The organism is Serratia sp. Tan611, assembly GCF_905188235.1.
GTDB lineage: Bacteria > Pseudomonadota > Gammaproteobacteria > Enterobacterales > Enterobacteriaceae > Serratia_B > Serratia_B rhizosphaerae.
Genome location: NZ_LR994655.1, coordinates 1,776,995 through 1,790,953, shown reverse-complemented (window position 1 = coordinate 1,790,953; position 13,959 = coordinate 1,776,995). Strand labels below are relative to the sequence as shown.

The following is a 13,959-nucleotide window of genomic DNA, read 5'->3' as shown; positions in this document are numbered from 1 at the left end:
CGTAAACCGCCATAAAACATCACGACGATGGATTTGTTACGTGAAGGTGAAATAATAATTAACACCCATTTCTTAAATATGCATTTAGTCCCTATTTAATGAAATTATTTAACCGGCAGATAACCAGCCAAAGACGCTAATTAAAAAATAACTGCAAAACTTAAAAAATATTTTTTATAAAAAATTCAATAAATTAACCACAAAAACCACGTAAATAATATGCCTTTACGCCGTTTTACTTCGGCGCCTCATGATCCAAATCAACTTTTACCCCATACCGCTTTGCTAGTATCTCATTGCGTTGTTATAACCCTTTTGAGCGAGAACTGGCGTGAAAGCTGACAACCCTTTTGATTTGCTGTTACCTGCCGCGATGGCGAAAGTCGCCGAAGACGCCGGCATCTATAAAGCGACCAAACATCCGCTAAAAACGTTTTATTTAGCGATCACCGCCGGCGTTTTCATCTCTATCGCATTCGTGTTCTACATCACCGCCACCACAGGCACCGCCGAAGTCCCGTTTGGCCTGGCTAAATTGGTCGGCGGCATCTGTTTCTCACTGGGGTTGATGCTGGTTGTCGTCTGCGGCGCGGATCTGTTCACGTCCACCGTGCTTATCGTTATCGCCAAGGCCAGCGGCCGCATCACCTGGCGTCAATTGGCGGCCAATTGGCTTAACGTCTATATTGGTAACCTGATCGGCGCACTGTTCTTCGTCGCCCTGATCTGGTTCTCCGGCGAATATATGACGGCCAACGGCCTGTGGGGGCTGAACGTGTTGCAAACCGCCGACCACAAGCTGCACCACACATTTATCGAGGCCGTCTGCCTCGGCATTCTGGCTAACCTGATGGTCTGCCTGGCGGTATGGATGAGCTACTCCGGCCGTAGCCTGATGGACAAAATGTTCGCCATGGTTCTGCCGGTCGCCATGTTCGTCGCCAGCGGTTTTGAACACAGCATCGCCAATATGTTTATGATCCCTATGGGTATTGTGGTTAAACACTTCGCCACGCCGGAATTCTGGCAAGCCGTAGGGACTGCACCCGAGCACTTTGCTCATCTGACCGTAAGCAACTTTATCTTCGACAACCTGATTCCCGTCACCCTCGGCAACATCATCGGCGGCGGTCTGCTGGTTGGTTTGACTTACTGGGTAATTTATCTGCGTGGCGACAAGCAGCCTTAAACCGCATCGCCACGTCGGATCCGAACTCCACAATTAGAAGGTAGGTGTAACATGACCGAACTTAACGAGAAATTAGCCCAAGCCTGGGAAGGTTTCAGCAACGGTGACTGGCAGAACGAAGTCAACGTCCGTGACTTCATCCAGAAAAACTACACGCCGTATGAAGGCGATGAGTCCTTCCTGGCCGGCGCTACGCAGGCGACCACCACGCTGTGGGACAAGGTCATGGAAGGGATCAAACTGGAAAACCGCACCCACGCGCCGGTTGATTTCGACACCGACGTCGCCTCCACGATTACCTCTCATGACGCCGGCTACATCAGCAAAGAGTTGGAAACCATCGTCGGCCTGCAGACCGAAGCACCACTGAAACGCGCGCTGATCCCGTTCGGCGGCATCAAAATGGTTGAAGGCTCCTGTAAGGTTTACGGCCGCGAGCTGGATCCACAGCTGAAAAAGGTCTTTACCGAATACCGTAAAACCCACAACCAGGGCGTGTTCGACGTCTACACCAAAGATATCCTGAAGTGCCGTAAATCCGGCGTGCTGACCGGTCTGCCGGACGCCTACGGCCGCGGTCGCATTATCGGCGACTACCGCCGCGTGGCGCTGTACGGCATCGACTTCCTGATGGCGGACAAATTAAACCAGTTCAACTCCCTGCAGGATAAACTGGAAAACGGCGAAGACCTGGAAATGACCATCCAGCTGCGCGAAGAGATCTCTGAGCAGCACCGCGCGCTGGGCCAGATTAAAGAGATGGCCGCCAAATACGGTTACGACATCTCCGCACCGGCGAAAAACGCCCAGGAAGCGGTGCAGTGGACCTACTTCGGCTATCTGGCCGCGGTGAAATCGCAAAACGGCGCCGCCATGTCCTTCGGCCGCGTATCCACCTTCCTGGATGTGTACATTGAACGCGACATCAAGGCCGGCCAACTGACTGAAGAGCAGGCACAGGAGCTGATCGACCACCTGGTGATGAAGCTGCGCATGGTGCGTTTCCTGCGTACCCCTGAGTATGATGAGCTGTTCTCCGGCGACCCAATCTGGGCTACCGAATCTCTGGCCGGTATGGGCGTCGACGGCCGTACGCTGGTGACCAAAAACAGCTTCCGTTTCCTGAACACCCTGTACACCATGGGGCCGTCTCCGGAACCGAACATGACCATTCTGTGGTCGGAAAAACTGCCGCTCAACTTCAAGAAATTCGCGGCGAAAGTGTCTATCGACACCTCTTCCGTACAGTATGAAAACGACGATCTGATGCGTCCTGACTTCAACAGCGATGACTATGCCATTGCCTGCTGCGTCAGCCCGATGGTGGTCGGTAAGCAAATGCAGTTCTTCGGCGCACGCGCCAACTTGGCGAAAACCATGCTGTACGCCATCAACGGCGGCGTTGACGAAAAACTGAAAATGCAGGTCGGCCCGAAAGAAGCGCCGATGATGGACGAAGTGCTGGACTATGACAAAGTCATGGATCGTATGGACCACTTTATGGACTGGCTGGCGAAGCAGTACGTCACCGCGCTGAACATCATCCACTACATGCATGACAAGTACAGCTATGAAGCGGCGCTGATGGCCCTGCACGACCGTGACGTCTACCGCACCATGGCCTGCGGCATCGCCGGTCTGTCCGTGGCGGCCGACTCCCTGTCTGCCATCAAGTACGCGAAAGTCTCCACCATCCGCGATGAAGACGGCCTGGCGGTGGACTTCAAGGTTGAAGGGGAATATCCGCAGTTCGGTAACAACGACCCGCGCGTCGATGACATCGCCTGCGACCTGGTGGAACGTTTCATGAAGAAAATTCAGAAACTGCGCACCTACCGCAATGCGGTGCCGACCCAGTCCGTGCTGACGATCACCTCCAACGTGGTGTACGGCAAGAAAACCGGTAACACGCCGGACGGCCGCCGCGCCGGCGCGCCATTCGGTCCGGGCGCCAACCCAATGCACGGCCGCGATCAGAAAGGCGCCGTTGCCTCTCTGACCTCGGTGGCGAAACTGCCGTTCGCCTATGCGAAAGACGGTATTTCCTATACCTTCTCCATCGTGCCGAACGCACTGGGTAAAGATGACGACGTGCGTAAAACCAACCTGGCGGGCCTGATGGACGGCTATTTCCACCATGAAGCCGCTATCGAGGGCGGTCAGCACCTGAACGTGAACGTGATGAACCGCGAAATGCTGCTGGACGCGATGGATAATCCTGAGAAATATCCTCAGCTGACCATCCGCGTATCCGGTTATGCGGTGCGTTTCAACTCGCTGACCAAAGAGCAGCAGCAGGACGTTATCACCCGTACCTTCACGCAAACCATGTAATTCCTTGCCAATGCCGGGCTGCAAGGCCCGGCCGGCACAGGCAACCGGGGCCGGGATAACCGGCCCTTTTAACATGCAATACTCCTGACTCCCGCGAGTCTGTTTTGCCAGGTATCTATACTCAGTGGACATCCGGCAAAACAGTGATCCGGCAAACGGCCGGTCAACAGGCATCTCTCCCCTCCGGCAGCCGGATTTCCCGCTGCTGCATCGCTGATACCTGACTGACGACCGTAAGCCTATTTTTAGACTGCGCCTGACAGTCAATATTGGAGAAACCCGCAATGTCAGTAACTGGCCGTATCCACTCTTTCGAATCCTGCGGCACCGTTGACGGCCCAGGCATTCGCTTTATCGTCTTTTTCCAGGGCTGCCTGATGCGCTGCCTGTACTGCCATAACCGCGATACCTGGGATACCCACGGCGGCAAAGAAGTGACCGTGGAAGAGCTGATGAAAGATGCCGTCGCCTACCGCCATTTTATGAATGCTTCCGGCGGCGGCGTAACGGCCTCCGGCGGCGAGGCGATTCTGCAGGCTGAATTCGTCCGCGACTGGTTCCGCGCCTGTCATCAGGAAGGCATCAACACCTGTCTGGATACCAACGGCTTCGTGCGCCGTTACGATCCGGTAATCGACGAGCTGCTGGACGTTACCGATCTGGTGATGCTCGATCTGAAACAGATGAATGACGATATTCACCAGAACCTGGTGGGTGTTTCCAACCACCGCACGCTGGAATTCGCCCGCTATCTGGCGAAGCGCAACCAGCGCACCTGGATCCGCTATGTGGTAGTGCCGGGCTGGTCAGATGACGATAAGTCCGCCCACCTGCTGGGCGAATTCACCAAGGATATGACGAATATCGAAAAGATCGAGCTGCTGCCCTATCACGAACTAGGCAAGCATAAATGGATCGCCATGGGCGAAGAGTACAAGCTGGACGGCGTGCATCCGCCTAAGGCCGAGACCATGGATCGGGTCAAAGGCATTCTGGAAGGCTACGGCCACAAAGTGATCTATTAATTACGCAGTACAGCATAAAAAACCCGGCGCATCTGGCCGGGTTTTCGCTATCAGGCCGCAGCAAACGGCGTGTGGTGATGGTCCGGCTTCTGTTTCTTCAACAGCATCACCAGATAGACCAGCGCCACCGCGGCGATCATCACAAACAGCAGCTGATCGGAGTAATTCTGCATCAGCATCGCCGTCATCGACGGGCCAAGCAGGCTGCCGATGGTATAGCTCATTAACAGTGCCTGATTCATCGCCACCAGCTCATGAGACTGCACTTTTTCGCATGCCCAGGACATCGCTACCGGATACAGCGTAAAGCCGGCGCAGCCCAGAATAAACAGTGAAGGCGCCATCGCGTAGCCTCCGAGCATCGCCATACTGGCGATAATCACCACAAATACCTGAACGCGTAACACCAGCAGGCGTCCATAGCGATCGGCCATTTTACCGACCGGCCACTGGCCGATAATGCCGGAACTAACCAGCAGCGCCATCCAGTAGCCAACATCCGCATCGCTGAAGCCCTGATGAGACAGGTAAAGTGGCATCAGGCCATACAGCGAGCCAAGTACAATACCGGAAATCACGCAGCCGTTAATTCCCAGGCGCGCGCTGCGGCGTTTCAGCATCGGCAATACCGCCGCCTGCTGCGGTTCGTCATCGGCGCTATTTACCCGGGCAAACAGCATCGGCAGCATGGCACTAATCACGATCGCCGTCACCCATGGCAACACGTTCCACAGCTCGGAAGAGACCATGCCAAGCAGCAACTGGCCCACCACCGTACCGAGATAATACACCGTCATATAGGCCGCCAGCAGCTGACCACGGTTGGTCTGAGTGCCGCTGCGCAGCAGCGCACTCTCAACGATCACCCAAATCCAGGCGCAGCCGATGCCGGCAAAGAAGCGCCATCCCAGCCAGCTCCAGAAGTCGAGCGACAGCGTCATGCCCGCCGTCGCGACGGCAAACAGCAGACAGGAAAGATGGTAGCTGCGGGTAAAGCCAATGCGCTTAATCAGCTTACCGGCCAGCATGGTACCGACCAGGTTGCCGGTAAAATAAGAAGAACCGATCATCCCCACTTGCCAGGTTGACAATTGAGCATGGGTTAACCAAAGAGGGACTAACGTATTCAGTACGGCAATAGAAACCGTGAGCAACAACAAGCCGCAGAGCAAGAGGAGCACTGGGCGGGAGTATGCGTACATAGTGAACTTGAGACCGAGCAAGCTAATGAGAGTGCGCGCATCATGCCACTGGCGATAAAAAAGTCAATCAGCAGTTAGCGTTCGACCGCACGATTTGTTTTCAGCTACGGCCTGTTGCCTGAAATCAGCGGCAAGAAGTGGTGAAACACGGTTAACCAAGCGGGTTACTCTTAGATGTAAATACGTTTCGCCACTCCCTGATGCCGAGCGACACAGTGACGGCTTACGCCGCCACGTGGCGTGCTTATCGCTATCGCATGCGCCATAGATTAGATCAATACAGAAGAAATACAGTCAGTCAATCAACTGCATGTCTTTTAACGCATTCAATACCTGTACCGAGACGACAGAGCAACGATGCCGATCCGCATACGTGAGCCAGGCGATCTCTTCAATCTCGGCGTTAGCCTTAAGCTCGCCGTTAAAGTCAGCGGTAAAACAGCGTATATTCACCACCACGCCTTCCGCCTTACCGTCGGCCTGCCCTTTGAACTCCCCGAGCAAAACAATACTGTCATTAATTAAATCGACGGAGAGCTCTTCATTAATTTCTCTGACCAGCGCCGCCTGGTCACTTTCTCCGGCTTCCCGCTTACCGCCGGGAATATAAAAAGCAGCTTTGTTATATGAACGCGCCATCAGAATTTTTTTATTCTGGATATAAACCCAACCCAGTTTATCAATATTCTTGGCTGCAACATTGTTATTCATTTTCAGACCTCTCAATCCAGATCAGATACATGTTCAAACGACGCCGGTGGCCCAGGGCAGAGAACGCAGACGGCACCAGGCACGATACGCATCACGATGGTAACGTCAACAGAGGCAAAAGCGGCAGAAATACCGTACATGGTGGAGACGAACGCATTATGGTCCGTTTATTCGCTGACAAGGGTTCATGCCCGAAGACATGAACCCTTGTTAAATAGACCGGTCAAGCAAAACTTCAGCGCCGAACATTACCCTCAGCGCTTTCAATTCCGCTATCAGCCGATAAATTCCAGACCGCCCATATACGGACGCAGCACTTCCGGCACCTGAATACGGCCGTCTGCCTGCTGATAGTTTTCCAGTACGGCAACCAGCGTACGGCCAACCGCCAGGCCTGAACCGTTCAGCGTGTGCACCAGACGTGGTTTTTTCTCGGTCTTGCTGCGGCTACGCGCCTGCATACGCCGTGCCTGGAAATCCCACATGTTGGAACATGAGGAGATTTCGCGGTAGGTGTCCTGTGCCGGCAGCCACACTTCCAGATCGTAGGTCTTACAGGCGCCGAAGCCCATATCACCGGTGCACAGCAGCACTTTACGGTATGGCAGGTTCAGCAGCTGCAGCACTTTCTCCGCATGGCCGGTCAGTTCTTCCAGCGCATTCATGGAGTCTTCCGGACGTACGACCTGCACCATCTCAACCTTGTCGAACTGGTGCATACGGATCAGGCCACGCGTATCACGGCCGTAAGAACCCGCTTCGGCGCGGAAACACGGCGTATGCGCGGTCATTTTCAGCGGCAGCGCTTCCTCTTCCAGAATCTCATCGCGAACCAGGTTGGTCAGCGGCACTTCCGCCGTTGGGATCAGCGCATAGTTGCTGCTGTCGGACTCTTCTTCCAGCGGTTTGGTGTGGAACAGATCGTCACCGAATTTTGGCAGCTGGCCGGTACCGTACAGCGTTGCGTGGTTAACCAGGTAAGGGACGTAGGTCTCCAGGTAACCGTGCTGCTCGGTATGCAGATCCAGCATAAACTGCGCCAGGGCGCGGTGCATGCGGGCAATCTGCCCTTTCATCACCACAAAGCGGGAGCCGGTCAGTTTTACCGCGGAGGCAAAGTCCAGCCCGCCGGCCATTTCACCCAGGTCAACGTGGTCGCGCACCGAGAAATCATAAGCGCGTGGTTCACCCCAGCGGCTGATTTCTTGGTTTTCACTGTCGTCTTTGCCATTAGGCACAGAGTCGTCCGGCAGGTTCGGCAGCGTCAGCGCGTAATCGCGAATGTCGTTCTGCAGCTTGTCCAGCTCCGCCTTGGCGGCGTCCAGCTTGTCACCCAACTCGCTTACTTCGCGACGCAGCGGCTCGATATCTTCCCCACGCGCTTTCGCTGCGCCGATGGATTTCGATCGGGAGTTACGTTCTGCCTGCAGCGCTTCTGTTTCTACCTGCAAAACCTTGCGGCGCTCTTCCTGAGAACGCAGCAAATCCAGATCGAGTTTAAAACCACGGCGAGCCAGTTTTTCGGCGACTGCGTCTAGCTCATTACGCAGCAGATTGGGATCGAGCATGCTAATCCTGTGCTTGTTGTTATTGAAAGAAAATTTGTTGTCTTATACGGCGGATTGAGCGCCGTATAAAAGGAAAGTGATACCCGCTAACCTTACCGCAACGGCAACGCTAGCGGTAGCGTTTTGTCGGGCTATTTTGATCCTGCTCCGCAAGCCACGCCAACTTTTCACCAATTTTACCTTCCAGCCCGCGACGGGTCGGCTGGTAGTAGCGCGTATTGGCCATTTGCGGCGGGAAGTAGTCCTCGCCGGCGGCGTAGGCGTTGGGCTCATCGTGGGCGTAACGGTACTCCGCGCCCAACCCCATCTCTTTCATCAGCTTGGTCGGTGCGTTGCGTAAATGTTCCGGCACATCATAATCTGCCATCTCTTTCGCATCGCGCATCGCGGCTTTAAAGGCGGTGTACACCGCATTGCTTTTCGGCGCGCAGGCCAGGTAGACAATCGCCTGGGCGATGGCGCGCTCGCCTTCCGCCGGCCCGACGCGGGTAAAACAGTCCCAGGCGGCAATCGCCACCTGCATGCCGCGCGGATCGGCATTGCCGACGTCTTCCGAGGCGATCGCCAGCAAACGGCGCGCCACATACAGCGGATCGCCGCCGGCGGTAATAATACGAGCATACCAGTAAAGCGCCGCATCCGGCGCCGAACCGCGCACCGACTTATGCAGCGCGGAGATCAGGTCATAAAAACGGTCGCCCTTATTATCAAAGCGCGCGCTGCGTTCACCGGAAACCTCTTTCAGCAGCTCAGGGGTGAGTACCCGCACGCCCTTGGCATTGAGTTCCGCCATATCAGCCATCATTTCCAGGCTGTTCAGCGCCCGCCGGGCATCCCCGCTGACCAATTCAGACAGCATATGTCGCGTATCGTCCGGCAGCTCGATATTCTGGCCGCCAAAGCCACGCTCTTTATCGTTCATTGCCTGATCCAGCACCTGGCCGATATCGTCAGCGGTCAGCGCCTTGAGCAGATACACGCGCGCACGCGACAGCAGCGCCGAGTTCAGTTCAAACGAAGGGTTTTCGGTGGTTGCGCCGATAAAGGTGATGGTACCGTCTTCAATATGCGGCAGAAACGCATCCTGCTGACTCTTGTTGAAACGGTGCACCTCATCGACAAACAAAATGGTGCGACGGCCGGCATCACGGTTTTGCCGCGCGCGCTCAATTGCCTCGCGGATCTCTTTAATGCCGGACGTCACGGCGGAAATACGCTCGACATCGGCCTGCCCGTAGCGGCCGATCAACTCTGCCAGCGTCGTTTTTCCCGTTCCCGGCGGCCCCCACAAAATCATCGAGTGCAGCTGTCCCGCTTCGATGGCGCGTGGCAGCGGCTTACCCGGCGCCAGCAGATGCTGCTGGCCGATATACTGCGCCAGCGTGGTTGGCCGCATACGTGCGGCCAGAGGCTGGAATTCATTTTGGGAAAAATCGAGCGACAAATTATTACTCACGCATACCTCACTGCCGCTGGTCGTCCAGCGTCACCCCCTTCGGCGGGGTAAATTTAAACTTGCCGGCGTCAACCGCGGTATTTTGCTGGCTTTTCAGCGTATAGGCGCTGCGCTGGCCATCCTGCTCCACGGCGGCGAAGCTGTTGATGGTGCCGCTGTTGGTCACGGAGATCGCAAACTGCTTCAGATTGCCGCTGCTGCTTTTCGGCGTCAGTTCGAAATCATCACCTTTCTGCTTAATGTTGTACTGCTTCCAGTCGCTTGGATTGTTGCGAGTGATCAACATAAACGGCGTATTGCCGGTGGCGCTCTTCAGCCAGGTTGCCGTTACCTGCTCAACAAACGGATTATAGAACCACAGCGTTTCGCCATCGGACACCAGCACACTCTCATCAGGTGAGGTCATATGCCAGTTAAACAGATTAGGGCGCTTGACCCACAGTTCGCCTTCCCCCTGCTGCACGGCGGAACCGTCGCCGCCGGTGACGGTCTGGCTGAAGCTGGCATGGAAGCTATTCACTTTCGCCAGACGGCTCTGCAGATCGTGCGCCGCATCGGCCAGCACGGAAGTGGAAGCGAACCCCGAAAGCAGACAACATGCAACTAACAGTTTTTTCATTATTCCAGATACCTTTTCAAATGCGTTGACCGCCAAACGGCGTCATCAGGAAAACTTTTCACGCCTCCACTTTACCGGAAGCCGGCGGCGGGCTGAACGCGCAATATTCCGAGAAAAGACGGGTTTACCCTTCTTTGCACAAGGGCCGCAAAGCGGCCCTTGAATTTCTCAATGTATCCTCGGCAATCATTCGTGCCGCGGCGGAGCCAGCACCTCACGGTTGCCGTTATGCCCCTGCTCGCTGACGATCCCCTGCGCTTCCATCTGCTCGATGATGCGCGCCGCGCGGTTGTAGCCGATGCGGAACTGACGCTGTACGCCGGAAATTGAGGCGCGGCGCTTATCCACCACAAACTCGACCGCCTGATCGAACAGCGGATCCAGCTCTTCGTCACCGTCAAGACCGCCGCCGCCTTCGCCATCGTCGCCGCCGCTGATAATACCTTCCTTATATTGCGGCCGCTCACGCGCTTTCCAATCCTTGACCACCGCATGCACTTCCTGATCGCGCACAAAGGCGCCGTGCACGCGCACCGGAATCGACGAGTTCGGCGCCAGGTACAGCATATCGCCCATCCCCAGCAGCGACTCTGCGCCGCCCTGATCGAGAATGGTGCGGGAGTCGATCTTGCTCGATACGGTAAAGGCGATACGCGTCGGGATGTTGGCCTTGATCAGGCCGGTGATCACATCCACCGACGGACGCTGAGTCGCCAGAACCAGGTGAATCCCCGCCGCACGCGCTTTCTGCGCCAGTCGGGCGATCAGTTCTTCGACCTTTTTACCGACGGTCATAATCAGGTCGGCAAACTCGTCGACCATCACCACGATATACGGCTCTTTCTCCAGTACCGGCGGCGTAATATCCATGCTGTCCGTTGGTTTCCAGAACGGATCCGGAATCGGACGTCCCATAGCTTCCGCCTGATCGACGCGCTCGTTATAGCCGGCAATGTTACGTACGCCCAGCGCGGACATCAGCTTATAGCGACGCTCCATTTCCGCCACGCACCAGCGTAACGCATTGGCCGCATCTTTCATGTCGGTCACCACGTCGGTCAACAGGTGCGGAATACCTTCGTAAACCGACAGCTCCAGCATTTTCGGATCGATCATGATAAAGCGTACGTCTTTCGGCGTGGCTTTATACAAAATGCTCAGAATCATGGCGTTAACGCCGACCGACTTACCGGAACCGGTGGTACCGGCCACCAGCAGGTGCGGCATTTTGCCCAGATCGGCCACCACCGGCTCGCCGGAAATATCCTTGCCCAGTACGATGGACAGCGGCGACGGGTTATCGCGGAATGCCGGGCAGTCCAGCACTTCACGCAGATAAACCGTCTGGCGCTTGGCATTCGGCAGTTCCAGACCGACATACGGCTTGCCCGGAATGACTTCCACCACGCGCACCGCCGGCGTAGACAGCGAACGCGCCAGGTCACGCGACAGATTGGAAATACGCGCGGCCTTCACGCCCGGCGCCAGATCCAGTTCGAAACGGGTGATTACCGGCCCCGGCAGAATATCCACCACCTCGGCCTTCACGCGGTAATCCGCCAGGCTGGCTTCCACCAAACGCGCCTTCTGTTCCAGCGCGAACGTATCCACCGGCTCAATATCTTTCGGCGCTTCAGTCAGCAGTTCCAGCGTCGGCAGCGGCGTGGTCGGTTTCTCCAGCGGCTGATCGTTACGCATCAGGAACGGGTGAATCAGGCTGTCCATTGCCGGCTGCTGCGGCGCGGCCGGTTGAGCCGGTTGCTGCTGCGGCTGCTGATACGGTTGCTGAGCTTGCTGCTGCCCGTGATAAGGCTGCTGCTGCCCCTGAGATTCCGGCGCCTGAGGCTGTTGATAAGCCTGTTGCTGAGTCTGGTAGGGCTGCTCATGCGGCGGCTGCGCCACGCTGCCGTCATACGGCGACGGTGCGGCGGGCTCTTCGTGCGGCGACAGGGTAAACAGCGGCTCATCAGGGCCGTTATCCACCAGATCATCGACCGGCGAGAAGCTGAAGGCGTTGTTGGTTTCTACCGGCTGCGGGGTAACCGGCGCTTCCGGCTGCGGAGTCGCGCCGTAGCGCGCCTGCTGCTGCTCGGCGAACGCCTTGCGCAATGCCTCTTCCTGCAGAGCATCCTCGTCATCAGCGGCGTTCGCGACAGGATCGACATGGTCATGCTGATAATCCGCGCCGTAACGCTGGTTCTGCTGTGCGGCGAACGCCTGACGCAGCGCTTCTTCCTGCATCGCCTCGTCATCCTGAGGGTTCACGGCGGCGTTATTCGGCGCAGGTTCTGCAGTCTGCTTGCGCTGCTCCTGTTCTGCCATCCGCTGCGAAGGCAGTTTGATGCCGTAAGAAGCCAGCTCGCGACGCGTCGGGATACGCACCGGATTAGGGCGCGGCAGCTCAGGGCCAATACCCTGTTTTACCTGGGTATTGCCTTCACTGGTGGCGCTGAACGCCGGCATAAACGTATTGGCCGCGGCTGCTGCTGCCGCCGCCGCAGCAGCGGCATCCATTGCAGGTTTGGTAGCGGCGGCGGATGATGCAGCCCCGTCAGTAACGTCCGGAACTGCATTATTGTGCCCGCTCTCTGCCGGCGCCGCCGAGAAATCAAACGGCGAGGCGGCAGGCTGCTGAGGCGCCGTTGCCCGGTTCCAGTCCCCCAGACGCGGCTCATCATCGCCCTGCTGAATCTCTGCCGGACGCGGGGTTTTCGGCACCGGCGTTTCTTCAGGAATTTCAAACGAGTACAGCGGCGGCGCGTTATCTTCCGGCTGCGCACTCATCGGATGCTGATTCACGGAGGCCGGCGCGGCTGGCGCCGTCGTCACCGCAGGCGCAGCTGCCGGCGTCGCCGGAGCCACGGGAGCCGAAGCCTCTGCGGAAGTAGCAGCGGCCGGTGCGGCCGGCGAAATCTCTTCAGACGCCGGCGCAGCAGCGTTGGTCGCCGCGTTAGCCACGTCCGCGACCTCATCGTCGTCATTAGCCCGCAGGCCGCTGAGCAGCGGATCCGCCGTTTCATCGGCATCGGCAGACGGCTGAGCGCTCTCTTTTACGGAAGGCGCGCTGAACAGCACGTCATCGGCATCGGCCGTATGCGCGGCAGCTGCTGCGCTGGCGGCGGCCGCTGCGCCCTTGCCGTCGTTTTCCGGCGTTTCGGCGTACAAGTCGTCTTCATCGTCACGATAGCGATCGTCACGGCGCGAACGGTTGGTCATAAAGGTGGCGATGCCCAATACGGCCCCACCGATCTTCTCGGCAATCACCAGCCATGACCAGCCGGTAAATAGCGTCAGGCCCGCGGCCCACACGCACAGCAACGCCAGCGTCGCGCCGATGCCGTTGAACCACGGCAGCATCGCGTTGCTCAGCAGGCTGCCGATCACGCCGCCGGAGGCAAAGTAATAGAGATCGTCGACATTCAGCGCCGCCAGCCCGCACGAGGTGAGCACCAGCGCCAGCGTGCCGATCAGGCGCAGTGAAAGCGCAAAATAGTCAATATAGTCGCGGGTATCGCGCTGCCGGTAGGCAACCCAGCACAAGATCAGCGCGATCGGCGGGATCGCGTAAGCGAGCACCCCGAAGGTGAAGAACAGCGTATCGGCCAGCCAGGCGCCCACGCCGCCGCCAAGATTATGAATCGGCTCATGCCACGCCGTCTGCGACCAGCTGGGATCAGACGGGTTGAAGCTGACCAGCGCAGCCATGAGGTAAACGGCAAAAATCGCCACCACGATCAACGCAGCTTCCAGCAACCGACGGCCACTGCTGAGTTTCTTCAAGGTAACTTCTTTATCTTCTGTGTATTCCTGGCTCAAGAAAGGCTCTCCAGGTTCCTGTTAGCGGATAGAGTAACA

General features: G+C 57.1%; 9 protein-coding genes. 3 read left to right on the top strand and 6 right to left on the bottom strand.

The annotated features are described in order from the left end of the window. Positions 1 to 331: 331 nt before the first annotated feature. From focA to pflA, 3 genes are all read left to right on the top strand, one after another. Positions 332 to 1,189, top strand: coding sequence for a formate transporter FocA (focA, locus tag TAN611_RS08450; RefSeq protein ID WP_105230517.1), 858 nt, complete (start codon positions 332 to 334; stop codon positions 1,187 to 1,189). 51 nt (positions 1,190 to 1,240) lie between these two features. Further along, positions 1,241 to 3,523: a formate C-acetyltransferase gene (gene pflB / locus TAN611_RS08445; protein WP_203067535.1), complete on the top strand. Its 2,283-nt coding sequence runs from the start codon at positions 1,241 to 1,243 to the stop codon at positions 3,521 to 3,523. 284 nt (positions 3,524 to 3,807) lie between these two features. Continuing rightward, complete coding sequence (pflA, locus tag TAN611_RS08440; RefSeq protein ID WP_203067534.1) at positions 3,808 to 4,548, top strand: pyruvate formate lyase 1-activating protein; 741 nt, start codon at positions 3,808 to 3,810, stop codon at positions 4,546 to 4,548. 50 nt (positions 4,549 to 4,598) lie between these two features. Here the strand turns inward: pflA and TAN611_RS08435 are convergent, their stop codons facing one another. The 6 genes from TAN611_RS08435 to TAN611_RS08410 all read right to left on the bottom strand — a co-directional run bounded on the left by TAN611_RS08435 (position 4,599) and on the right by TAN611_RS08410 (position 13,920). Then, a complete protein-coding gene (locus tag TAN611_RS08435) occupies positions 4,599 to 5,750 on the bottom strand; it encodes an MFS transporter (RefSeq protein ID WP_105230514.1) in 1,152 nt (383 codons plus the stop codon). 294 nt (positions 5,751 to 6,044) lie between these two features. After that, positions 6,045 to 6,461 carry an NUDIX domain-containing protein gene (locus tag TAN611_RS08430; RefSeq protein ID WP_203067533.1) on the bottom strand — a complete coding sequence of 139 codons (417 nt, stop codon included), beginning with the start codon at positions 6,459 to 6,461 and terminating at the stop codon, positions 6,045 to 6,047. A 275-nt stretch (positions 6,462 to 6,736) separates the two neighbouring features. Next, positions 6,737 to 8,029, bottom strand: a complete 1,293-nt coding sequence (gene serS / locus TAN611_RS08425; protein WP_203067532.1) for a serine--tRNA ligase — start codon at positions 8,027 to 8,029, stop codon at positions 6,737 to 6,739. Between the two features lie 109 nt (positions 8,030 to 8,138). Beyond that, entirely contained in the window at positions 8,139 to 9,425 is a 1,287-nt protein-coding gene (locus TAN611_RS08420) for a replication-associated recombination protein A (protein WP_158684859.1), read from the bottom strand. A 67-nt stretch (positions 9,426 to 9,492) separates the two neighbouring features. After that, positions 9,493 to 10,104 carry an outer membrane lipoprotein chaperone LolA gene (gene lolA, locus TAN611_RS08415; RefSeq protein ID WP_015671745.1) on the bottom strand — a complete coding sequence of 204 codons (612 nt, stop codon included), beginning with the start codon at positions 10,102 to 10,104 and terminating at the stop codon, positions 9,493 to 9,495. A gap of 186 nt (positions 10,105 to 10,290) precedes the next feature. Next, a complete protein-coding gene (locus TAN611_RS08410; RefSeq protein WP_203067531.1) occupies positions 10,291 to 13,920 on the bottom strand; it encodes a DNA translocase FtsK 4TM domain-containing protein in 3,630 nt (1,209 codons plus the stop codon). Positions 13,921 to 13,959: the final 39 nt, after the last annotated feature.